Here is a 23,861-nt window from a genome sequence, read left to right as displayed (position 1 = left end):
CGTACATATATATTCCCGAGGACGGCTTATTGCGATTAGATAAAATAATAACTGCCGAAGCTATTAGCTTCGACAGTTACAATGTTTTGATATGGAATGATTGCCAGATATCCTATTGCAGCGTAAACGCACCACGGACAAGTACGATCAGACCCTTCGTTTGCTTCGGGTCGGCTTCAACACCGCGCTGTCCTCTTGGGTTCAGTATCAAATGATTGTTGCCTACTGGCTTGCCGGGTTTAATGTCCAGTCCGTCCGTCAAGTCGGATAAACCGTTCGCGTCGGAACTGACGACAATCGCTTTGCCCGATCGAACGATCATTTCTCCACCGTCTGAGACAATTAGTTTAGATCCAAACGGTACCGTAACGACTTCCAACTTAGCCGATCCCTCATCCCCGCCGCCAGCACTCGGACCGAGCTTTGCGATCTCTTGCTGGACAAGATTTGCGATCGCGCTATCGACATAACCTTTGGTTACGAGCGGATCGTTGGTAGAACCCGGAGTGGATGCTTGCGTGTCAGCTTGCACCGAAGACAATATAACAGCCGTACCTATCATCAGCGCAGCAACAGCAGCCGTTCCCCATTTAACCCACTTTTTCTTATTATGCAACTTCATCTCTCCCGTTTCGACAAGATTCTATCTCTTGTACGTAGTTTAAGGAGTGAAAGTTGCGTTCTGAATGTTGCAATAACCCTATTGTCAACAAACGCGTGATTATAGCCGTTTTCTACTAAAGAGAGTAGCCTCCATCAATTACAACATTTGTTCCAGTAACCCACCTAGATGCAGGGGCAAGCAGATACCCGATACTGAAGGCAATATCATCAGGATTACCCATTCCTAGTAGGTGCTTATCTTTAACTTGAGTAAATTGCTCTTCACTTAAGCTAAGTTGGATATGTTTACTCATCTCAGTTTCAACCATACCCGGAAGTATGCTATTTACTCTTATTTTACGTTGAGATAGTTCTACTGCCGCCGACTTTACTATCGAATTGATTGCTCCTTTAGCAGCTGAATATCCCATAACTGCTTTTTCCCCTACGATCGATGAGATGGAAGAAAGCAATACGACTGAACTTCCATCATTAGAGATGTTTCTGTTCGAGAAACTGCCTAAGAGGGATATCAAACTTTTTACGTTCACATTCCACATTTCATCTAGATATTCTTGATTAATACTTCTTAAAGGTGTGAAATGATGAACTCCCGCAGAATAAACCATCCCGTCCAGTTTTGCCCCAAAGTCTGCAACCAATTCTTTTAACCAGGTTTTTACCTGATTCTCATTCTGTAGATCAAGCGTCTTAATAAGGTGATGTTTAGTGTTGTCCATCTCATTAAGCGTTTGTTGTAATCTTCCTTCATTACGACCAGCTAGAATTACTCTAGCACCCAATGTACTAAGAAATTTGGCAGTGGCTTTACCAATTCCCGACGACGCACCAAAAACCACAATCGCTTTATCTTCCAGGCTATATGGATTCAAGTATTGTATCCACTCCTATTTTCAAGAAACACTTATTATAGATGCTTATTAATATGTTTCACGATGTCTCCAAATACAGATAATTCAGCGAGTTCGTTGGCGGTTAATGTAAATCCGTAGTTCTCGTCTAAACAAGCATTCAGTGAAATATACGCCAAGGAATCCCAATCCGATAACTCCTGAAGAACAGTATCAGTATCTACAAAACCTGGGTCTATCATAACAATGTCTGACTCAAATACTTCTTTAAATTTCTCAACTGTCATCATATCAAATTCCTCCCGAATATTTATTATTCATTCCAGGTCAATGAAGCAGCAGCCCATGAATACCCTACACCAAATCCTACAAGCATAACTTTATCGCCTTTTTTAATCTTTCCGTTCTCTAGTTCCCTCTTTAAAGCAATGGGAATGGTTGAAGATACTGTATTTCCGCAATCACCAAATTGTATCGAGAATTTATTTGAATCTATCTTCAACTTTTTCCTAAGATACTCCAACATGTATTGATTAGCTTGATGAAAAATAAAGAAATCAAAATCCTCGAGATTACAACCTTCTTTTTCGAGTAGTTTATTGATGGATGCCGGAACCTCATTCAAAGTAAAATTAAATATTTCAGGTCCGTTCATATACAGGTTACTGTTCGATCTAATGTTACCGAATGCGTCCGTTTCTTCCTTTAAATTTGCTTCTGACAACGGATTTCTGAGCCCGCCTGCAGGCACGATCAGATTATTGCTTCCACTTCCGTCTGTCCCGAACACAAAAGATTTCAAACCAAACGGACCTGGTGCAGCCGTTAATAAGGTGGCTGTCGCTCCGTCCCCGAAAAGCGGTTTCACGCTTCTGTCCTTAGGATGTATGAATTTGCTATACGTATCTGCTGTAATAAATAGAACATTGTTAGCTTGTCCGCTTTCGATTAACCCCTTTGCTAAGGATAGCCCGTAGACATAGCCAGAACATCCTAAATTGATATCGAGTGCTCCAATTGATGTTGGAAGCGACAGCCTGTTTTGTAACACACAAGCTGTAGTCGGCAAATAATAATCCGGTGATTGTGTACAATAAAGCAAGAAATCAATATCTTCCCGCTTAATGTCGTTCTTCTCAAACAATTGATTGGCTGCTGCTATTGCCAAATCCGATGCATATTCATCAGCTTTAGCAATGCGCTTTTCAAATATACCAATTTTGGTGGTTAGCTTATCATTGCGATCATTTACTTCCACATGTTCAGGAAGATAGTACTCAATGCTTTTAATGGTAACCATTGTCTCTCCCCTTTCTAGAATACTTCATTAGTTTTCTATCGATTTAAATGGGGGTACATGGATACAATCATATCGATTCAACCAGAAATTAGACAAGCCGTTATTTTTCCCAGGAGTCGTTGCAAATCCCGCTTTGTAGCCATGCTCTCTTAGAATTGGCTCCAAATCACGGAACATTGCTTTATATTGTTCTCCTCCTCCAAATGCAGGTGTGTACCATTCCGGAGTAATGTTAAGTTCATTCTTTAGAAACAGACCACACGGCTCAATTTCATCTTTATAGAAGATGTTGGCGTCACCGCAATATGGAGTATGGTGTGCACAGTGGACACCTATCGTCATACCCTGACTCTTCATCTCCATAAATTCATTTTTACTCACGTAATATTGATCAATCAAATTCTTACTCGTACCAAACACCTTAATTGCCTTCTCCTGCAAATAATCCCTAGCTTGATCCTTAGTTAAAAAGAAATTAAATGCATACTTGTTATATCTTCTATAAATATCTTTCTCATAGCTATAAATTCCGGATAATTGCGGCACCTCATCGACATCATATCTGCCCCTTAAATCCCCCCATATTTCTTCATCCGAATGGAACGAAAGAACGATGTGGACCAGATGAAAAATAGGCACCACTTCATCAAGTAATGGACTAGACATGACTGTAAAATAACCGGGAACGCCCTTGTTTTTCATAATTTGAAAAGCAATCGTATATTGATCTTTGGTTCCGTCATCAAAAGTTAATACGCATCTTGGTTTCAATCCCCTCGGCTTACGTAAATCGTCAGGACTCACAATCTCGTAAGACTTATTCAATATATCAATTTGTTGCTCAAATATTTCAGGTTCTAATGAAACAATGCCTTTCCAATCATTAGTCTTTACATAATGATACATAACGGCTATATCTTTCATAGTTCCTCCTAAAAGCTAATTAGGTCGATCCTGGTCCGAATCTCCTTTAGTGATGTAGAAGCAGGATTCCTCTGCAAGATTAATCTTGTTCTTAATATCTGATTGTATCGAAAACGCAGCCATCATGTTTGTAATTGTTAAATCAATGGGCTGAAATCTTGTAGGGACCACGACAGGATCATTCTCACTCGCCAGTATTTTTTTAAATCCGATGGCCTCCAAGCCCCAAGTACTAATGGATGAGAAACAATAAAAATCCAAGAACAAGCAATCTTTGGCCTTTTCCGCGACCGCATTCGCAAGACTAACAGAACTGTCTTGATCCACGGCGATAAACTCCACTATTCTTCCAATTTTCTCACAATTGTTAAGTACGGATTCGATACGGATTATAGCCATTCCCCTAATATTATTATTTCCGTCTTTACAGGTAATTATATTATAGTTGAACGCGGGATGGTTTATATAACGCCATTTAATAAATTGAAAATTCCTGGAGAACCCGATCGTTTTAGGAGCAAAGGATTGTTCGTAAAACTGATCCCACTGTTCATCTATATAATCAAAAATTTGATATTCGCTATTATACTGATATGTCTTCAACTCATCCCAAAATCTTAGCGACCGTTCGTTTCCGTTCAACATCTTATCTACCGTTTTCTGTTTGTTCACGATCCCTACCCATCTTGGTACATCCTGAAGAATACTCCACCCCATTTTCTTATATAACTTGGCGACGGTACTATTAATACCTAAGGACAGAATCATCTCGGGATTACGTTCTTTAACCGTATGAAACAAAGCATAACCAGCGCCAGTACTTCTATACTCTGGGGGGACTATCCAGTTCGTCAAACTACATCCAACTTGCGTATTCCCTTTATTATTTACTTCAAACGGCATAACACCTAGCAAACCGACCACTTTATTATCTTCCCATGCTCCCAAGAAACTATAATATTCTGCATCAACCCAATGATGCTTTGCTGGATTTTCATAAAACATATAGTTTAACAATTGTTCATTTCGGCCTAGAACGTGATTTGGAGCCCACACAGAGTGAATTGCATTCTGTAATAATTCTGTTTCAGAACGTCTGAAATATCGAATCTCCATTGGTAACACCTCGCTATTTTATCGGAATCCTCCTTCTTTTCAAGGCTTATTCGCCTCGATCGAAGACGTCGCTTTATGTTGCATACTTGCTCTATATATTAATAAAAATCTTATGATTTCTGCAGAAATAGACGAAATAATCGCACCGTATAAACCAAGTAACGGAATCAGTATTGAATTAAAGGCTACATGGATAATTGCAGCAATCGTACTGCTTGTTGCAATCGATTTTGTTTTTTTCTCATAGAAGAGCTTTGCAACGGGAATAAAGTAAAACCCGGTAAATATTTTGCCAACCAGCAATAATGGGATCAATGCTATTGCATCATAGTAATCGTCTGACGATATTAATTTAATTGCGTACATAGCTACCGGTATTGACGTAATGCCAAAGGAAATAACAACATAGAAAAATATTTTCAGCAATTTATCCGCCTTTAAAGCATGGCCTTCCATTCGTAACCGCGTATATCTTGGAACTAACGCATCATTAATGCTTGAGAAAAATAACCCTAATACCATCGACACTTGTGCCGCTAACGCATATATACCGACTTCAGTAATCCCCACGAATTTTTCTAATATTACTCTGTCTGAGGAATTGATGATCCAACTACTTGCAACATGGGGCAACAAAGGTATACTGAACAATAAACTTTGCTTAACGAAAGTTCGTTGCATATTGAATTTTAGAAATTTGAACTGAATGAAAAAAATAATGACAACAATAATAGTTGTAATGATAAGTTGTGAAATTAATTGGCCCTCTGCCCCGAATCCTTTATTAATTATTAAATAGGAAGAGCACCCCATAATCAAAAGTTCTTTGATGACATTAAATAACACAAGCAATCCCGCTTTTTCTTGTACCCTAAAAAGCGCAGTTTGTAGTGCCGATAACGCAATTATCCATGATAATCCGATTAGATAAAAGTAATACGGATTTAACGGTATATTTTTGAATAATAATGATCCAATCGGTTTATTGAAGATAAATAACATGATCGCTATCAAAGTGGAAAAAAACAAGACAAACACAAATATAGATCCAATATATTCTTTTTGTTTTTCTGGTTGATCTAAAAAGTCATAAAAAAAACGCGTTACAGCTCCATGCAGTCCGAGTAAGAGAAGGAATTGCATTAGACCCATAATCGTCAAGACTGTTGTCATCGTCCCATATTCAGCCGGCGTTAAATGCTTCGTAAAAATAGGGAGCATAACTAGCCCAATGATCGGCGTCATCATTGAGCTTATGGTATACAATATTGAATTTTTGAAAAATTTGTTTCTCAATAAATTATTAATGTTTAGGTTCATAATTTTGATTCTTCTTTTTTTGTATTTTAATTAATAAGGGGTTTTAGTTAATAACTTAATATTGTCTCTTACCTCGCTAAGCTTCGGATAATGATTAAACAAGTGCTCCGCGATAACTTTCATCATCTCTAAATCGCTTTCATGATCTATATCAAGTACAGCCGTATCCATCATCTGGATCACATCGCACTTTCCTTCAAATATTCCTTTCCCACTCCCGAGAAAGCTCGGAGAGTAAGCATATAATGAAGCATTCATGTCGAATATTTCCGGTGCTTCCTGTCTTGTATTGAATGAGGATTTAATAACTCGTTCATATCCATTCTCTGTTCGAACAACCATATTGAAATAAGGATTTCTTCTTGCATTGGTTACTGAAAACACTACATCGGCTAAGGAAGTTATTTTCTTTTGAATAAGATTACTAACATCATCAACGCTTCTTATCGGAGAGGTTATATCTAAGTCAACAACCATATTATATTTTATCGACTTACGTACCTGCATGATCTCAAAGCTGTTTCGAATGACTGCCACCTTGGGGGTATTATCCAACCCAAGTGTTGCATCTCTATCAACCACGTCAACCTTGATTCTCAAAGAACCTTGAAACAATTCAATAAGATCTTTACTGTCGGTGTTCAAGACGATATCACATTGTACGTGTGGATTTCCCCTCATGTACAAGTCGATCGCAGAGACAGTGAACAACGGCAATGGATATCCCAAAAAGTCTTTCAAGTTTTTGTTTTTGATTCCTTTAGAACCGGCTCGTCCACAAATCGTAAACAGGATGTTCATTACAGTTCTCCCTCCTTTGCGATCTTAAGCGTGTTCAAAGCTGTCGATAGAGAATTATGATTTATTTCTTTCCCTTCAATCATTTCAAAAAAATACGCAATTTCTCGATGTTGGAAATCATTTCGCGATTCATTGAATGAGAGTTTTTGTCCGCTCTTCATGAACCGGATTTCACTATTAATCAAATCACCAACTATAGTATCCTGATCTGTGAATAGCTGAATTTCCCTTATCGGTTTACGGCCGAAATAGTCTAAGTGCACCTCAACAGCCATGCTCTTATATCTTGCAATATAAATCGATAAATCATCGCTGTCGATTTCTAGGTTAGAAAATTTATCGCGAATATTGATTAGTTTCTCAGGGTAACCGAATAAGTAGATCAGATAATCCCATTCATGAATTAAATCGATCGAAACCCCTCCACCCTCATCTTTTTTGGCACTGTAGGTGTTTCGATAATCCACGTTTGGTCTCCAATCGGGAAGATAGCTCGAGGATATAACTCTTACGGAATACACTTTGTCAGCTTCTATGTTGTGCTTTAAATACTGAATAACATTGGTATATCTCAATGGACAGGCCACATAATATTTCTCGGAGTTACGCAAATCCAACTTTTCTACGGAGAGATCAAGCTTGTCAAATACAGGTTTCTCGATGAACATAAAATCGGTTTTTGGTGAGTACTGCTTGATCGTTTCAAAATGTAAGTGCGTCGGGTTGGTCACGAATATTACATCGTATCCATACGGCACTTCCTCATAGGAGTAATAAGTATGATTAACGAGATGAGCAATCTCATCATTAACTTCTTGAGCTTGTCTGCTTCTTATCAAGTCTATCGTAAAAGTACAGCCCTTTTCCCCTAGTACGGAGGCCACGTTCTTCAAGTGTCTGGTTCCGATTGAACCTAGTCCGACAATCCCGATCTTATATTCTCGACTCATGTCAGCCCTCAATTTTATCGATCAATTTTATAATTTCTAGATCATTCTCGAAAGTATAGATCGGGACTTTCCGTTCGTGTATCGATTCAAAAAAAGAAACGATTTCGTTCAAATAAGCATTTTCCACGACGAACTTTGCATAGTTGCCTAATTGATCGATCTCGTTGTACACATCTATTTCCATATCGGTTTTGTTCTCGAAATCATAAACCTTTAAACCGGTTGGCGAGCCGTTCCAAGAGAGGAATAATTCCTCGCCGAATACCTCTAAGTTTCTTACTGCTTTTCGAGAAATAACATCCAGAGCAAGAGTTCCTTTATGTCCCGATGAATGCTCGATGACGACTAAATAGTTGTCATTGTAGTCAATGTTCAAGGTACTTATTTTGTTCTTTACTACATTTACGTTGACGATTTCTCCAAATACATCGATTAACCAAGGCAACTCGATTGCGAACAGTTCTCTGCAACCGTTGGAGCGTTTGTCTCCAACAAAGTAGTCTTTATAACTTTCCCACGGGTGCCAGTCGGGCAAATATTGGCCAACATGATAAGTATAATTAAGCGGACTCTTCACTCTTCGAACTTGGGACTTAATCTCCCTTATTTCATCACGATATAAAAACGTAGAAGACATAAACAATATCTGATCATTCTTCTTTGCTAATGCAATATTCTGTTCATATCCATCCGCAACCAAGTTCAATTCGCTGAACACATGTACTCCCTGTTCTAGACATGGAGTAATAATACTGTGGTGCGACAAAGGAGAGGTACAAATAAACGCACAATCGACTCGATGGGCATGGAACAAGTCTTCCAAACGTCCATATGTTTGGATGCCATACTCCTCTACACAGGCTGTACGACGATTTTCGCTTGTATCAACACCGACGATTCTGATTGACGCGTTGTACTTTTGGATTAAACGTAACCTTCTTTTTCCCATAGAGCCTAACCCGATAACAGCTGCAATCATGTCATGTACACCACTCGATCCAAGAATGAACTAATATATTAAATCATGTCGTCTTCCAAATAATCTTTAACTGCCTTTTGACCTAAGTATTCCCAATACTGCATGGGAGAAACTCCAAACCCAGGCCTCTTAAACGTCAGATTCTCTTCAGTGAAAATCTCTCCCGCTTGAATATCTCTTGCAGCGACAAGACTTTTGCGAACGACATCTTTATTGTTTAATTCCGATGGAGCCGGCTTCTTGTTCGGACTACCTATTGACACTTCAACTTGTCGGATGGATTGTACCATCTGCTTTAGTTCATCAGGTTCTAATGAAGCCTTATGATCCGGCCCTAGCATGTTGCGATCCAGCGTGAAATGCTTCTCAATGACTTTCGCCCCACGCGCAACGGCCGCGATGGGAATCGCGATTCCATTCGTATGGTCGGAGTAACCAACTGGCAAATGAAAAGCATGGGACAGTGTGTCCATCATCTTTAGATTAACTTCGTTAAAAGGAGCAGGATACTCCGATGTGCAATGCAATAGTGTAACTCTTTCTTTCAACTGTTGCTGACCCTCTTCCGAGCAGTAGGCGTTCAGAAAAGCCGTCATTGAGGGTTCTTCGCCGATATCCTGATAACCAAACGCAAGGATGGCTAACGCCGACTCCACATCAGCAATCGTGCACATGCCCGTTGACATGACGATCGGCTTCATCGTGCGCGCCATCTTCAGCAACAACGGTCCATTAGAAATTTCTCCTGAAGGTACTTTTAACATTGGTAAATCAAATGTATTAGCCAATAAATCTACACTCTCTAAGTCGAACGGCGTGGATAGGAACTGTATCTTTTTCACATTGCAATACTCAATAAGAACCTGATGCATGGTTTCATCCAATTCCAGCTTCTTCAACATTTCGAGTTGCGTTTCATTTGAATCCGTTGTCTTCATTTGATACTGCGCCTTAATCGCTTGCCTCTTAACGATCTTCTCCGATTTGAACGTTTGAAACTTCACAGCATCTGCTCCGGCCTCTACTGCTGCATCAATCAATTGTTTAGCAATTTCAATAGATCCATTATGGTTTACGCCGGCCTCGGCGATGATGTACGTGTGGCCCATTCGGTTCATCACGATTCCCCTTATGACATATTGAGCATATCATAAAATTTTTTAACAGTAATACCGTCTAGGTTTACCATTTTGAGCACATTCTTTATTTGAATAGCTACATTACCTGCCCCATAAAGTGATTCAATGTGGGCAAGACTAGTTTGAAAGTCTTGGGACAATGCTATGCTAATGGCATTAACGATATCTTCCTTCTTCTCATTGCAATCAATTACGGAATCTGCCTTCAGTCGCCCGCTTTGTCGATCTCCTAGATTAATCGTAGCTTTTTTAAATAATGGAACTTCAATTAACCCACTTGAAGAATTGCCGATTACAACATCTACATGTTGTATTGCACTTAGATACCTCAACTGACCTAATGAGGTAAATGCAACTGCTCGCCCGCTATTCGCCCTTACATACTCGTCAATCATTTGATTAATAATTCGTCCATCAGTATCGGCATTTGACTTTGTGAATATAACATGTGCCTCCGGGTACTCGTCAAATGATCGAAGTAGTTCCTCGAAGGCACGTTCAGGTCCTTGTTTATACAATGTAACTGGATGATACGTGACTAGGAAGTTCCTTTGGCCCAACGAAAAACTTATAGAGTTCTCAAACTCTTCTCGGTCTAAAAGCTCTAGTTTTACAATATTATCAATACCCGGAGCACCGAAGTTAAATACTCTTTGCGGGTCTTCCCCTAGTTGAATCACTCTTTGGCGGTAAGGCTCTGCAGCAACAAAATGAAGGTGCGACATCTTGGTTATTGCATGACGAATCGCTTCGTCGATCACACCCTCGGTCGTTTCCCCTCCATGCAAATGAGCAATGGGAATTCTTGCAATCATGGCCGCTTGCGCTGCTGCCAATATTTCAAACCTATCTCCTAGTATAACGACGAGATCGGGTTGTAGTCTCTCATAAGCATCCGCAAAACCAATAGTCCCGAGGCCGATTGATTTCGAAATTCCGACAGGGCTGTCGCTGGACAGAAGCATTTCTACTCTAGCATCGATCTGAAACCCATCTTGTTCAATCTGCTTATATGTCAGTCCGAACTCGGGTGAAAGATGCATGCCGGTAGCGATCACTTGCAAATCAAGTTCTCGATCCCCGTTGATCTCCTTCATTAGCCACGTCAGCAGCCCGTATTCTGCTCTGGTTCCGGTTATCACACATATCTTTCTTCGCTTCACATCTTCACCTCCGGACTTCCCTGCAAGGATTCCCAAATGCCGTCACATTGTCAGCGATTTCATCTGTAACAACGCTACCCATTCCGATCATGACGTTGGCACCGACCCTGACCTGTTGTTTAACGACACTGCCTGCTCCAATATGCGAGTTCGTGCCGATATGCACTTCCCCGCACAGAACAGTTCCTGGAGCGATATGTACAAATTCATCGATCACACAATCATGCTCTACGACTGCCGAAGTATTAATAATAGCACCTTTATGAATGATTGACCCAACGTTTACTACCGCATTTTTGCCGATAAAAACACCTTTATCGAGCTTTACATCTTGACCAATGAGCGCAGTATTGTCCATAATAATCGGAATCTCGAATCCAATCATCTCTAGATGATGAAATAATTTAACGCGTTTGCCTGGATTTCCAATACTGCCTAACGTTACGAATGCATGAGAGTATCCGTACTGAAAAAAACGTTGTAAATCATTATCGTTGCCAATGACGGGAACAGACAAAACGGTCTTGCCGATGTTCTCATCCATGTCAATAATTCCGATCTCGGAATAATGGCCGGTCTGGAGAAGAGCATCCAGAACCGATTTGCAATGCCCGCCTCCACCAACCAGCAGAATCTTCTTATTCATCGCGCTCAAGCCTTCTTCTCATCTTCTCCAACTCATCCATCTGCCCCATGTCCAACCATGAGTATTCACTTATTGGATAGACACCGATTTTTTCTCCGGCATGCTTATACTTCTCGATAATGTCCGGAAAACCAATTGCCTTATTCTCTTCCAACTCTTTGATCACCTGAGGTTCGACGATATACATACCCGTATTCGTAAAGAACGAGAATTCCGGTTTTTCCTTCATCGCTTCGATTTCACCGGACTCGTTAATTTCAATAACACCGTAAGGGATCTGAACCTTCTTCAAGGAACACACCATCGTTACAAGGTTTTTCTCGTTCTTATGGTACGAATAAATCTTATCGTAATCCTCATCGATCAAAATATCGCAGTTGGTCAGAATGAAAGTAGAGTCGATCTTTCCTTTGAGCAGACTTAATCCTCCACCTGTCCCCAATGGTTGATCCTCATCTACATAAGCAACATCATAATTTTTATCGATTTCGTTGAAATAAGCTTTAATCATATTCTTCTTATGGTTTACGACGAGATAGAACTTGTCGCATCCGTGTTCATTGAAACGGTTTATGATATGTTCGGCAATCGGAATTTCACCGATGGGGATGAGAGGTTTCGGGAGCACCTTCGTATAAGGATAGAGTCTCGTTCCCAATCCGCCCGCCATAATAACTACAGGTGCCTGTAGCTTATTTTGCTTTTTGATTTCATCATGCCATAAAATTACGGAGATGATTTCTTTGTCGCGATTAAGGACAGGCAGCGCCTCGATCGATAATTTGCGCATGATTTCCTTCGCGGACGCCCTGTCTTTCTCATAAATAAACTTTGGGTTATAGTTTGCGATGTCTTTCACTTTTGAGTCTAGGTTTCCTTTTTTCAGGATCCACCTTCGAATGTCCCCATCTGTAATGGAAGCAGAGAACTGGCCATCCTTCACGACAAAGAGCACTTTCTTGGCTATTTTATCAAGCAACGCCATAGCTTCAAGCATGGAAGCCTCTTCGTCGATTAGAAAATCTTTTACATCCACATAATCTACCTCCTCAAGGCACTCTACGGAGTTACCGATGGTTTTTTAAACACTCGATGACATAAAGTACATCTTCCTTACCCAAGTTTGAACTGCATGGGATGTTTACTACCTTGCTCCAGTAATCTTTAGCTCGTTCTATTTGATAGGATTGGCTGCCGAGATAAGGCTTCTGTTCGTTGATCAAGCCCCATATCGGTCTTACTTGAACCTGTTTGGATGCTAAGAACTTTATAACCTGATCTCGATCTAGCGGATATTCGTCACCCACGTATAAGGAATAAAACCAATAGTTGCTTCTAATCCGGCTGTTGAAATTCAGGATCGACAAGCCGGGAATATCTTTGACCAATTGTTGATATAAGTAGTAATTTTGTTTCTTCGTCTCGATGAAGCGTTCCAGTTGCTCTAACTGAGCTAACCCTAGTGCAGCTTGAAGATTCGTCATGCGATAATTATAGCCGATCTCATCATGCGTATAGTAGAGTTCATCGCTCTTCGCCTGAGTGGTCAAATGTTTCGCTTTCCGGAGCAACTCTTCGTCGTCCGAAACGATCATGCCACCGCCTCCGGTAGTCATGATCTTGTTTCCATTAAAAGAGTACACGCCTACCTTTCCAATTGTGCCGGCATAACGACCCTTAAATTGACCTTCCGTATAGTAGGTTCCAATTGCTTCCGTTGCATCCTCGATCACCGTTAGATTAAATCGGTCTGCTACTTCCATTAACTTTTCCATTTCGCCCATATTCCCGAATACATGAACGACAATTAGAGCTTTTATATGCTTTTTCGTCTTATTATTGACAAGCTTCCCATTCACAAAACTGCATTCGTTTACGCAGAATTCCGAAAGCTTGTCCGCATCCATACAGAGAGAATCATCGCAGTCCATAAATACGGGGGTCGCGCCGATATATCGGACCGGATTCACCGCGGCAATAAAGGTGAGTGCAGGCACTATGACTTCGTCATCATTAGTGACACCGCAAATCTGCAGAGCGATATGTAGCCCTGACGTTCCATTCTGAACCGACACTGCACTCTTTGAATTTACATACTGAGCCGTGTTATTCTCAAATTCATTCACAAATGGTCCGCCAGTAGATACCCATTCCGTTTCGACTGCATGTGTCACGAGTTCCAATTCTCTTCCTTTTAGATGAGGCACAGAAAGAGGGATGAATTTTCGGCTCATTTGCTCCTCCTTCTAGATGTTATAGATTTCCGATTTGTACTTATCTAAATTGCTTTTGAAAAATTCGATGGTTTCAGCAAGTCCTTGTTCGAATGTGTATTTCGGTGCCCAGTTAGTCAGGGATTTTATTTTCTGATTGGAACCAAGCAATCTGTTGACTTCGCTTTTTTCGGGTCTTAGCCGCTGTTCGTCACAGAGAATTTTGGCATTCGGATTGATTTGTCTGATCAACTCTTCAGCAAGCTGGCCTATCGATATTTCCTGTTGCGTCGCGATATTAATTTCCTCGCCGATCGTTTTCTCTGACTTGGCGATCTCGATAAAGCCTTCAACAGTATCTTTAACGAAATTAAAATCTCTTGTCGGCGTTAAGGAACCTAATTGAATCTCTTCTTTTCCTGCCAACAGCTGCGTGATGATCGTCGGTATGACAGCACGCGCGGACTGTCGCGGCCCATAAGTATTGAACGGTCTGACAATAGTAATCGGCGTGTTGAAGCTTCTAAAGAACGATTCCGCTAACCGGTCAGCTCCTATCTTGGTAGCAGAGTACGGAGACTGACCCTGATAAGGATGATTCTCGTCGATAGGCACATATTGTGCAGTACCGTACACCTCTGATGTCGATGTCACAAGCAATCTGGCAGTGTTAAGATCTCTTGCGGCCTGCAAAACATTCAATGTGCCTTTAATGTTTGTATCCACGTACGTATGGGGAGAGTGATAGCTGAAGGGGATGGCGATAAGTGCCGCAAGGTGATAAACCTCGTCCATTCCTTTCATGGCTTCTTTTACGCCGTGCGGGTCCCGGATGTCCCCAGTAAACACTTCGATTTCTGCTTTGATATCCGTATCGAGAGTATCCAACCATCCCCAAGAGTTAAACGAGTTATAGTATGCGAACGCCGTAACCTTTTTCCCTTTTTTAACAAGTTCCTCAACTAAATGACTTCCGATGAATCCATCTGCCCCGGTAACAAGTATACGATTCAACTTTCTGTCCCCTTCCATAAATTCTCGATGTTTCGAGATGCACTATTATTATTCACTCTTATTTTTTCTAAATATAAATACAGCAAGTATATAAAATGGAATAAGCCAGAAATACCTATATATGAAAAGTCCCCCACGGTAGTGAGATCCAATATATATAAACTCAATCGTATAGATTAGAATCCATGATAAATAACCTGTTCTCGCTTTATAAAAAGCATACGCTATCCATGCAAGGTACAGCATTAATACTGGAATACCTAATATATAATAAAAACTCAAATACAAATCCGCTTCTATTGGCCATTGTTGAGTTCCTGATACTGCATGGTCTTGAGGATAATAGATCGACGTGAGCCAGATGCTCATATCATGAAAAGGGACGTTAATGTGATATCCAAATTTCATAAGGATCCAGTTCAAAGGCAGAGGGATTGTCTGTAAGAATGACGGCTCGTAATCTTTAAGCATGACAACAAACATCTCATACGTATTAAAGTAATTTAAAGAGTAGGGAACAAAATCTGAAAGCGTTATCCATGTGTAATTCCTTTGATAAATGCCCAACGTGAATATTGCGAGGACTGTACTAATCACCCAAAAAGCCCATTTCGTAATCAACCGCCTATTTAGAACAAACAGGCCGATCGAAATAAAAATAAGGAGCATCATTTGGGACTTGGAGCCGATAAACACCGATAACAATAAAATAATGAGGAAGAAGATGCCGAAAAGTGTCTTGCTTCTCTTTTTAAAAATTAACACTCCGTAGGCTAATGCGAATAACATTAATGAATGCAGGAAAAGCAAATAAAAGCCGCCCGCTCCTCGTCGATCTATGAACGCATTCGTGGGGTTTTTAATCCAATTACTGATCCCGCCTGTTTTCTGAATGTAGCAGAATAAAGATATTAAGATCAATGCGGCACTGATCACGATAACCTTATTAATTTTCCGAGGTTTAATTAGTTCATGATCGTTGCTTTTAAGTTTATTCTTCGATTCAAAGTAAGCTTCGCAAAACGTAAGGAATACTATAGAAACACCATAAGTAAAAAACAACATTAAATATGCCGACTTTTCTGCGGCGGTTGTAAAAGTATACTCTTGAAAGCGAAGTGCGAAGGCAGGTGCCATTGCGTACCACAAAAAATAGTAGGCAAAAATCATATTTTGTGGAGAGAATAGATACTTTGGCAACGATATAATGTACAATACGCTAATAAACCACATAAAAACTAGAGGCGGAATATAGGCTGCATAATAGATTATGACCATTACGATTTGAAGTACAACAAAAGAAATCAAAGAAACCCATGACTTCGTCACTATCATTCATCCTATTCGGAAAGTTATTGCTACTTCAGTTTATCATGTTCGACAATAATATAATCAATTAATTCAATCAAAGCTCTCTCATCTTTTGGTTTAAATATTCGTTTGTCATTTAAATACTCACTATGTCCTGTTAACACGTCAGTATCGCTAATCAAGCGAATAACGGTTATTGGAGTTGAATCATTATAAATGGCCTCAAGCAGAGCGGTAGATAAAGTAGATATGCATACATTCCCAATAATTGATTCACGAAAATCATTTATGAACTCAGTATTTTCAACAACAAAATCTAAAGGGTTATCGATTGGGTGGAGCTTCAGATATAATTTTTGATTTTTAGTCTTCAGATGGTTAGCAATCATAACTATTATATTTTTGGTTCGTTCAGCAAAGCTGGGCTGAGTAAAGAATACGAAGTGTTTCTCTCGATCTCGATAGTGATCACTAACACTCTTTTTAACCTGATACATCCGTATTGTGACTTCCTGGTCAAAAGTAAACTTTGACGTTTCATATACATTGTTCAACTTTTCTGCCATTTCTAATGATGAACAATAAAATACATCCCCTACATATCCGCCCGGCATCTTGACTGTCGTTTCTACTCCGTGTGGAATGCATATCAATCTTTTATTATATTTATTTGTTATTCTCCCCGTAACTAAAGCAAATCGATCATGCGTGGCCCCTATATAAACATCGGAAAAAGGATAACTAGATATTACGTTCTCAACCGCATTTCCATAAACCACCGTATGGGGAATGCGATTAACATACCACGAAAGAAAAGCAAGCCGGTTGGGAAACAGTTGTTCATCACGCAATATATCTTTAATTGTGTAAAAGTCACGAAGGCATAACTTTACATAAGATGTACAAAGAAACATCAATCTGGAATAGCGGTTTCCAATTCGATAAATCGTGAAGTCCCTGTTCTTGATATTATCCCCAATAAATTGCAACCCAGGTCGGACATTCATGATTCTATCCTTTTCTCTAGCTACTCTCGCTACGGCAAGTTCTTTACTGTCATCGATCTTATGCTTATGAACTAAATTAATAATTAATAAGAGAGCAGACACTAATGTATAGACAATAAAAAGAAAATGCACTCTAAAGTTGGACTTATGTTGATTGGCAGAACCTAATAATTGCTCATTTCTGGTCAGCACGAAGAATTCGTTCACATAACTACAGTCGTTATATCTTCTCAAATGTTCATAAAGCCGTCTATCATGATGCTCAGTAGCCATGAGAAACACTCCAGTATATTTTATGTGCTGAATAAGCTAACCCTTCAAGAACCTTCTTGAAATCGCCTATGTTTCATGCTCCACCGCAAGCGATTACAGGAATTGAGACTAAGGTCGTTCGAATACACACATTCATTCGACTCGCGAACGCATTCGTCGAATAATATTACCACCGGCTAGTACATAAATACCTTCATTCCCCTCGACCCGACTTCCTATTTCTTTCTCCATACCGTTCTATTGACGTAATCCGTGTAGGAAATAATAATTCTAAGCACCTTCTCCGAGACATTCGGCATGCTATAGTCTGCAACGCGCCTTAACGTATCCTTCTCTTGCGTCTCGAGAACCGCCAGCCCCTGAAGGATTCTCTCTTTCTTCAACCCGACCATCATGACGGATGTTTCCTCCATTGCCTCGGGTCTCTCGTGAGCTTGTCTAATATTGAGTGCTCTAAACCCGAGAATGGAGGATTCTTCGCTAATCGTTCCGCTATCGCTTAGCACCGCTCTAGCTTTTAGTTGAAGCTTGACGTAGTCGTTAAACCCGAGCGGCTTCATCGTATTTACTAGCGGATGGAACTCGATCCCTCTGGATTCGATCATCTTCTTCGTTCTTGGATGCGTGCTGACGATAATCGGAAGCTGGGTTTGTTCGGCGATCGCGTTCAAGCTTTCAACTAAATCATAGAAGTTCACTTCCGAGTTGATGTTCTCTTCCCTGTGAGCCGATACGACGAAAAATTGTTCTTCATTGAGTTCCAGACGGCTAAGAATATCCGAGCTCTCAATGTCGTCTTTTCTAGAGTTCAGTACTTCGAACATCGGGCTTCCGGTTTTGATCACTCGGTCAGCAGGCAAACCTTCTCTCAACAAATACTCTCTTGCAATATCGCTATAGGTTAAGTTAATATCTGCTGTATGGTCGACAATCTTGCGATTCGTCTCCTCGGGAACGCGTTGATCGAAGCAACGATTGCCGGCTTCCATATGGAAGATTGGAATTTGTCTACGCTTGGCCGCGATCGCGCACAAGCAGCTGTTCGTGTCGCCAAGAACCAGTACGGCGTCCGGGTTGACCTCTTCCAATATAGGATCTATCTTGATCAATATGTTGCCGATCGTCTCTACGGCGGTTCCCGTAGCGGCATTTAGGAAGTAATCCGGCTTTCTAAGTTTGAAGTCGTTAAAAAAAACTTCGTTCAGCTCATAATCGTAATTTTGTCCCGTATGGACCAGCGTATGTTCAATAGCATTGGACTTCTCCAGTTGAAGAATGACAGCCGATAGCCTAATGATTTCCGGCCTCGTTCCCACGATTGTCATGACTTTGAGTCTCTTCACGCTCATACCTCCAAAAAATGCGTATCCGGCTTTTCGGGATCAAAGAACTCGTTAACCCACATAATCGTAACCATATCTGTATCGCCGAGATTTTCTATGTTGTGCGTGAATCCGGGAGGGATATCGACGACCTTCAATTTATCTCCGCTGACAAAGTACTCGATGATTTCATACGAATCTATGCCTCTAAAGCGAATAACTCCCCTGCCGCTGACAACAAGAAACTTCTCGCATTTCGTATGATGCCAATGGTTCCCTTTCGTGATGCCTGGCTTTGATATATTGACGGATACTTGCCCTCTGTCCGGCGTCTTAAGAAACTCCGTAAATGAGCCTCTATGATCGATATTCATCTTCAGATCGTAACTGAACCCGCCTTTTGGCAAAAAACTCAGATAAGTGCAGTACAGCTTCTTCGTTAAAGGATCCGACACATTAGGAATCGATCGATTCTCGCGGCTTTCTTTGAAGGAATTGAGTAAATCGACGATTTCCTTAAGCGACACCTTATAACTTACTGGGACTCGACAATAATTCCCTGACGTGTTTTCTTTGCCGTTCATAGCGTTAATGAACTCTTCTACTACGTCATCGATATATACAAGGTTCATGATCACGCTCGGATCATTCACCATGATCGGCAAATCATGCGCGATATTGTGACAGAATGTCGCTACGGCGCTGTTATAGTTCGGTTTGCACCACTTACCGAAGACATTGGGTAGCCGATAGATTAGCGTTTTGGCACCTGTCAGATCCGTATACAAAGATAACAGATCCTCGCTGGCTTTTTTGCTAACCCCATACGGGTTATCAAGCTCTGCCTGAATCGACGATGAGATCAATACTGGACATGCATTGCCATGTTTTTTCAATGACTCCAATAGCGACGCCGTCAATCCATAGTTTCCTTTTGTAAACTCGGATGGTTCCTTCGGGCGATTCACTCCAGCAAGATGGAATACAAAATCCGCTTCTTTACAAAACTCATCTAGAGAGGAAGCGGAAGAATGTTTGCCGTACTCGAATATTTCCGTATACTTGCGATTCCTTAGCTCTGCAATTAGATTTCTACCAATGAAGCCCTGTGCACCCGTAACAAGTATTTTCACTAATTATTCCAACCCTTCAACTGTTCTCGGACGTATTCCAGATTCAATAGTCGATCTTTGATTTCTTCGACGTTCAAAATCCGAGTGTTGTGAGAGTTGTATTCATCTTCCGTAGACAACTTGTGATCGCCCTCAATGAAGAATTTATCATAGTTAAGGTCTCTCTGGTCCGCAGGTACCCGATAAAATCCGCCCATATCCTGCGCTACGGCATGCTCTTCCTTGGTCAGAAGCGTCTCATACAGTTTCTCGCCATGTCTAGTACCGATAATTCTTGTTTCGTTATCTGCGTTGAAGAGTTCCTTAATCGCCTGAGCTAAGTCTCCAATCGTAGACGCAGGCGACTTCTGTACCATGATATCTCCCGCTTCCGCGTTTTCGAATGCGAAAAGCACGAGTTCCACCGCTTCTTCCAGACTCATAAGGAAACGGGTCATATTCGGATTCGTTACCGTCAGCGGCTGTCCGCTTTTAATCTGATCGATAAATAATGGGATTACCGAGCCTCTGGATGCCATCACGTTGCCGTATCTGGTTCCGCAAATTAAGGTTCTGCTCGAATCTACCGTCTTGGACTTCGCGACGAACACCTTTTCCATCATCGCTTTGGAGATCCCCATCGCGTTGATCGGATACGCCGCCTTATCCGTAGACAAGCAAATCACTTTTTCAACTCCGCTCTCTACAGCGGCGACCAACACATTCTCCGTGCCTAATACATTCGTCTTCACGGCCTCCAGTGGAAAAAACTCGCAAGAAGGTACTTGTTTCAAGGCAGCGGCATGAAAAATGTAGTCGACGCCGTACATCGCGTTTTTAACGCTGGCCAAATCTCTAATATCGCCGATATAGAACTTGAGTTTCTCATTCTTATAGAGCTTGCGCATATCGTCTTGTTTTTTTTCATCTCTGGAAAAGATGCGGATTTCTTTAATATCCGTTTCGAGAAACCTTTTCATCACCGCGTTTCCGAAAGAACCCGTGCCGCCCGTGATCAAAAGTGTTTTATCCTTAAACATACTTAATTCACCTCAGAGGATGTGTTGTGACGGAAATAAGCATCCATTCTATTTAGCAACTCTTGCTTGTTAAAGTTAATATCGTAATATGCTCTTCCATTATTCCCTAGCTGCTCTAACTCTTCTGGCGACTTAGCAATTAAGTCCATAATATTATATGCAAGTTGCGACGGATCTCCGGCTGGACTAGAAAATCCCGCATGCGATTCGCCAATAATACGGCTGGTTTCTCCGTTGGCGGAAACTAAGATAGGGATTCCGCAGGCCATATAAGACTGAAGTTTTGCAGGGATGGTCATTGCAAACAACGGACTGTCCGTTAAACTCAAAAATGCAGCATCGCATACTGCCATCATCTCCGGGATCCTAACCGCCGGTTGCTTCTCGATAAAGTTAAACATGTCGGAAACGTGATTAGAATTGACGAATTCCATCAATTCATTCTTATATCTGCCGTCCCCTACGACATTGAATCTAATCCTTCTGGAGGGGTTCATTTCCTTTAGTAATACTGCGACTTTCGGCAACACGTCTAACCCCTGCGCATGACCAATATTGCCTGCGACAATTATATTAAAAGCCCCATCATTAGCGATTTTAGGATGGCTTCTTATCTCCAATGGAATATAGAAATCCTCTGCATATTGCGGCCAATACTCAACCTTTGCCGAGGGAATCCCACGATTCTGAATCGCCCCCACAAAACTTGTCGAAGTTGCGAAAATCTTCGTACAGCGGGAATATATATAATCAACCATCTTGCCAATTGATCCAATAATGTACTTATTCTTAATGCCAGTAATGATCTCTACGTTTTCTGGCCATAGATCTTGTACGTAAAGATAGCACGGTATCTTCTTCTTTTTAGCATACCAAACACCCGGTAAAGCCTGCGTCATAGGAGACACTTCATAAATAAAGACATAGTCCGCTTTAATTTTCGTGAACAGCTTCCAAAGGTAGCCGGATACGACGAATGAAAGATAATTAAGAGCTAGCATAATGGAATTCTTTCCTCTTGGTATGAGCGGTATCCTAATAATGTCCATTCCGTTATACGACTCTCTTCTCTTCTTAAAGAGCCCATATCCCTCAAAAAACTTGCCTTGCGGATAGTTCGGAATCCCAGTTACGACCGTAACTTTGTAGCCTCTGTTTACCCACTCGGTGCAAATATCATTGATACGAAATTGTTCGGGGTAGAAATATTGCGAAATGACCAATATATGCTTTTTCAATTTCGTAGCAACCTTTCATCCCTATTTTTCGGTTAATACAATCGAATCTCTCAGGCTTCTTATCGCATAATGCTCTTTATACTCGCTCATTGACATCTCATAACACAAATTTCCAAACAATTTATTTATCATCCGAACTTTCGATCTCATTACTTTCAATATAGGATTAAACGCTTTGGTCAGACGAATTCGTCTTCCGTGAACCTCAGCGATCATTTTCACCATTTCGCTCGTCTTTACGTATTCCTTATTTTGAGGGAAGAAAGCCCCCCGTTCTTCATTATCAATAACGAGGCGAATGAACTCGCACAAATTATCGATATGAAGCAAGCTGCGCTGATTATGAATGTCGGGAAAAATGGGGAGTTTCCGCGCTGCTTTTGCTAGCTTAGGATAGTTGCCCTTAGAACCTTTCCCATATATCATTGGCGGTCTGAGGACAACAACTTTGAAGCTGTTGTCTTCTAACGGTTGTATCCCTTGTTCGGCTTGAAGTTTGCTCTTGCCGTAAAAATTGCTCGGAGTTGGCACTGTATTCTTATCAATAATCCTTTGATGGCCGCTGCTATCCCCATATACAATGATGCTGCTCATAAAAACAAATTGTTTTACGCCCTCTGCTTTTGCTTTTCGTGCGACATTAACGGTTAAGTCGCGATTCACCTTGTAGTACATCTCTTCCATTCGTGGATCAGCCGATACATGCGCAATGCCAGCCAAATGAAGGACTGTTTCGTAAGCCGAGAAATCCTGACCTCTCCATGCTTCGTCTCTCAAACTAACGGTGTCCACTTGATACTTACCCATAAACGTCTCTAACCATGCGACTAGGCTTGTTCCTATATAACTGTTCGAGCCTGTGATCAGTATTTTTCTCATTTCGATATAGTCTCCATATCGCTTCGAACTTCGCCTTTCTTAGAACCGGTTCCGCCTTCGACCACTCCGTCACTCTTTGCAACACTTCGAAGAGTCCCTATGAAACATTTAATATCGAATAATAACCCCATTCTCTGAACATACTCCCCATCTAACCTTGCTTTAACCTCGATGGAGAGCTCATCTCTGCCGTTAATCTGAGCCCAGCCCGTTAATCCCGGTCTAACATCGTTTGCACCGTATTTATCTCTTTCCTCAATTAAGTCAATTTGGTTCCAGAGTGCCGGTCTCGGACCGATAATCGCCATCTCGCCTTTAATAATATTCATGATCTGCGGCAACTCGTCCAAGCTAGTCTTCCTTAGGAACTTACCGATCTTCGTGATATACTGCTCTGGATGCGCGAGCAAGTGTGTCGGAGTATCCTTTGGCGTATCAGTTCGCATTGTTCGGAATTTCAGTATATTAAAGTGTGACTTGTGAACCCCAACACGTTTTTGCTTAAAGAAGATTGGGCCTTTCGAGTCCAATTTGATCGCTACAATAAGGATGACAAACAGAGGAGATAGTATGATCATCCCTATGCTTGACAGGATAAAATCCACCCATCGTTTCATGATCACATAGTTCATCATCACA

The 23,861-nt window shown here is 41.0% G+C and carries 24 protein-coding genes; all 24 read right to left on the bottom strand.

Annotated elements, in window-relative coordinates; genetic code table 11:
- Positions 1-112: 112 nt before the first annotated feature.
- Positions 113-616: a hypothetical protein gene (locus COHPA_RS0116225; RefSeq protein WP_027087216.1), complete on the bottom strand. Its 504-nt coding sequence runs from the start codon at positions 614-616 to the stop codon at positions 113-115.
- A 121-nt stretch (positions 617-737) separates the two neighbouring features.
- Positions 738-1,496 (bottom strand): SDR family NAD(P)-dependent oxidoreductase, encoded by a 759-nt coding sequence (locus COHPA_RS0116220; RefSeq protein WP_027087215.1) that lies wholly within the window; start codon positions 1,494-1,496, stop codon positions 738-740.
- Between the two features lie 35 nt (positions 1,497-1,531).
- Positions 1,532-1,765 (bottom strand): acyl carrier protein, encoded by a 234-nt coding sequence (locus COHPA_RS0116215; RefSeq protein ID WP_027087214.1) that lies wholly within the window; start codon positions 1,763-1,765, stop codon positions 1,532-1,534.
- A gap of 23 nt (positions 1,766-1,788) precedes the next feature.
- Positions 1,789-2,775 carry a 3-oxoacyl-ACP synthase III family protein gene (locus COHPA_RS0116210; RefSeq protein WP_027087213.1) on the bottom strand — a complete coding sequence of 329 codons (987 nt, stop codon included), beginning with the start codon at positions 2,773-2,775 and terminating at the stop codon, positions 1,789-1,791.
- A 27-nt stretch (positions 2,776-2,802) separates the two neighbouring features.
- On the bottom strand, positions 2,803-3,699 hold the full coding sequence (locus COHPA_RS0116205) for a polysaccharide deacetylase family protein (protein WP_027087212.1): 897 nt from the start codon (positions 3,697-3,699) through the stop codon (positions 2,803-2,805).
- A 15-nt stretch (positions 3,700-3,714) separates the two neighbouring features.
- Positions 3,715-4,815 carry a GNAT family N-acetyltransferase gene (locus COHPA_RS0116200; protein WP_027087211.1) on the bottom strand — a complete coding sequence of 367 codons (1,101 nt, stop codon included), beginning with the start codon at positions 4,813-4,815 and terminating at the stop codon, positions 3,715-3,717.
- A gap of 39 nt (positions 4,816-4,854) precedes the next feature.
- Positions 4,855-6,135: a lipopolysaccharide biosynthesis protein gene (locus COHPA_RS0116195; protein WP_027087210.1), complete on the bottom strand. Its 1,281-nt coding sequence runs from the start codon at positions 6,133-6,135 to the stop codon at positions 4,855-4,857.
- 30 nt (positions 6,136-6,165) lie between these two features.
- Complete coding sequence (locus tag COHPA_RS0116190; protein ID WP_027087209.1) at positions 6,166-6,936, bottom strand: acylneuraminate cytidylyltransferase family protein; 771 nt, start codon at positions 6,934-6,936, stop codon at positions 6,166-6,168.
- Positions 6,936-7,886, bottom strand: coding sequence for a Gfo/Idh/MocA family protein (locus tag COHPA_RS0116185; protein WP_027087208.1), 951 nt, complete (start codon positions 7,884-7,886; stop codon positions 6,936-6,938). The genes COHPA_RS0116190 and COHPA_RS0116185 overlap by 1 nt, the downstream gene beginning before the upstream one ends.
- A gap of 1 nt (position 7,887) precedes the next feature.
- The gene (locus COHPA_RS23630) at positions 7,888-8,865 is read right to left on the bottom strand and encodes a Gfo/Idh/MocA family protein (RefSeq protein ID WP_035119573.1); all 978 of its coding nucleotides are present in this window, start codon (positions 8,863-8,865) and stop codon (positions 7,888-7,890) included.
- A gap of 38 nt (positions 8,866-8,903) precedes the next feature.
- A complete protein-coding gene (gene neuB, locus COHPA_RS0116175; protein ID WP_035121111.1) occupies positions 8,904-9,974 on the bottom strand; it encodes an N-acetylneuraminate synthase in 1,071 nt (356 codons plus the stop codon).
- Between the two features lie 20 nt (positions 9,975-9,994).
- A complete protein-coding gene (neuC, locus tag COHPA_RS0116170; protein WP_027087205.1) occupies positions 9,995-11,167 on the bottom strand; it encodes a UDP-N-acetylglucosamine 2-epimerase in 1,173 nt (390 codons plus the stop codon).
- A 4-nt stretch (positions 11,168-11,171) separates the two neighbouring features.
- Entirely contained in the window at positions 11,172-11,813 is a 642-nt protein-coding gene (locus COHPA_RS0116165; RefSeq protein WP_027087204.1) for an acetyltransferase, read from the bottom strand.
- Positions 11,806-12,849 (bottom strand): sugar phosphate nucleotidyltransferase, encoded by a 1,044-nt coding sequence (locus COHPA_RS0116160; protein WP_027087203.1) that lies wholly within the window; start codon positions 12,847-12,849, stop codon positions 11,806-11,808. Before COHPA_RS0116160 ends, COHPA_RS0116165 begins: the two co-directional genes overlap by 8 nt.
- 31 nt (positions 12,850-12,880) lie before the next feature.
- Positions 12,881-14,047 carry a LegC family aminotransferase gene (locus tag COHPA_RS0116155; RefSeq protein ID WP_027087202.1) on the bottom strand — a complete coding sequence of 389 codons (1,167 nt, stop codon included), beginning with the start codon at positions 14,045-14,047 and terminating at the stop codon, positions 12,881-12,883.
- Between the two features lie 12 nt (positions 14,048-14,059).
- The gene (locus COHPA_RS0116150; protein WP_027087201.1) at positions 14,060-15,040 is read right to left on the bottom strand and encodes an NAD-dependent 4,6-dehydratase LegB; all 981 of its coding nucleotides are present in this window, start codon (positions 15,038-15,040) and stop codon (positions 14,060-14,062) included.
- 48 nt (positions 15,041-15,088) lie between these two features.
- Positions 15,089-16,369, bottom strand: a complete 1,281-nt coding sequence (locus tag COHPA_RS0116145; RefSeq protein WP_027087200.1) for an O-antigen polymerase — start codon at positions 16,367-16,369, stop codon at positions 15,089-15,091.
- A 29-nt stretch (positions 16,370-16,398) separates the two neighbouring features.
- Positions 16,399-17,631, bottom strand: a complete 1,233-nt coding sequence (locus tag COHPA_RS0116140) for a hypothetical protein (RefSeq protein WP_027087199.1) — start codon at positions 17,629-17,631, stop codon at positions 16,399-16,401.
- 215 nt (positions 17,632-17,846) lie between these two features.
- The gene (gene wecB, locus COHPA_RS0116135) at positions 17,847-18,974 is read right to left on the bottom strand and encodes a non-hydrolyzing UDP-N-acetylglucosamine 2-epimerase (protein ID WP_035119571.1); all 1,128 of its coding nucleotides are present in this window, start codon (positions 18,972-18,974) and stop codon (positions 17,847-17,849) included.
- 2 nt (positions 18,975-18,976) lie between these two features.
- On the bottom strand, positions 18,977-20,086 hold the full coding sequence (locus COHPA_RS0116130; protein WP_027087197.1) for a capsular polysaccharide biosynthesis protein CapF: 1,110 nt from the start codon (positions 20,084-20,086) through the stop codon (positions 18,977-18,979).
- Entirely contained in the window at positions 20,086-21,105 is a 1,020-nt protein-coding gene (locus COHPA_RS0116125) for a polysaccharide biosynthesis protein (RefSeq protein ID WP_035119570.1), read from the bottom strand. The genes COHPA_RS0116130 and COHPA_RS0116125 overlap by 1 nt, the downstream gene beginning before the upstream one ends.
- A 2-nt stretch (positions 21,106-21,107) precedes the next feature.
- The gene (locus COHPA_RS0116120) at positions 21,108-22,343 is read right to left on the bottom strand and encodes a glycosyltransferase family 4 protein (RefSeq protein WP_027087195.1); all 1,236 of its coding nucleotides are present in this window, start codon (positions 22,341-22,343) and stop codon (positions 21,108-21,110) included.
- Positions 22,344-22,364: 21 nt separating this feature from the next.
- Complete coding sequence (locus COHPA_RS0116115; RefSeq protein WP_027087194.1) at positions 22,365-23,222, bottom strand: NAD-dependent epimerase/dehydratase family protein; 858 nt, start codon at positions 23,220-23,222, stop codon at positions 22,365-22,367.
- Positions 23,219-23,854: a sugar transferase gene (locus COHPA_RS0116110; protein ID WP_035121109.1), complete on the bottom strand. Its 636-nt coding sequence runs from the start codon at positions 23,852-23,854 to the stop codon at positions 23,219-23,221. Before COHPA_RS0116110 ends, COHPA_RS0116115 begins: the two co-directional genes overlap by 4 nt.
- Between the last annotated feature and the right edge of the window lie 7 nt (positions 23,855-23,861).

The sequence above is a fragment of the Cohnella panacarvi Gsoil 349 genome (assembly GCF_000515335.1).
Classification (GTDB): Bacteria; Bacillota; Bacilli; order Paenibacillales; family Paenibacillaceae; genus Cohnella; species Cohnella panacarvi.
The sequence above is the reverse complement of the archived record's forward strand: the minus strand, read 5'-3'. Positions and strand labels throughout refer to the sequence as shown.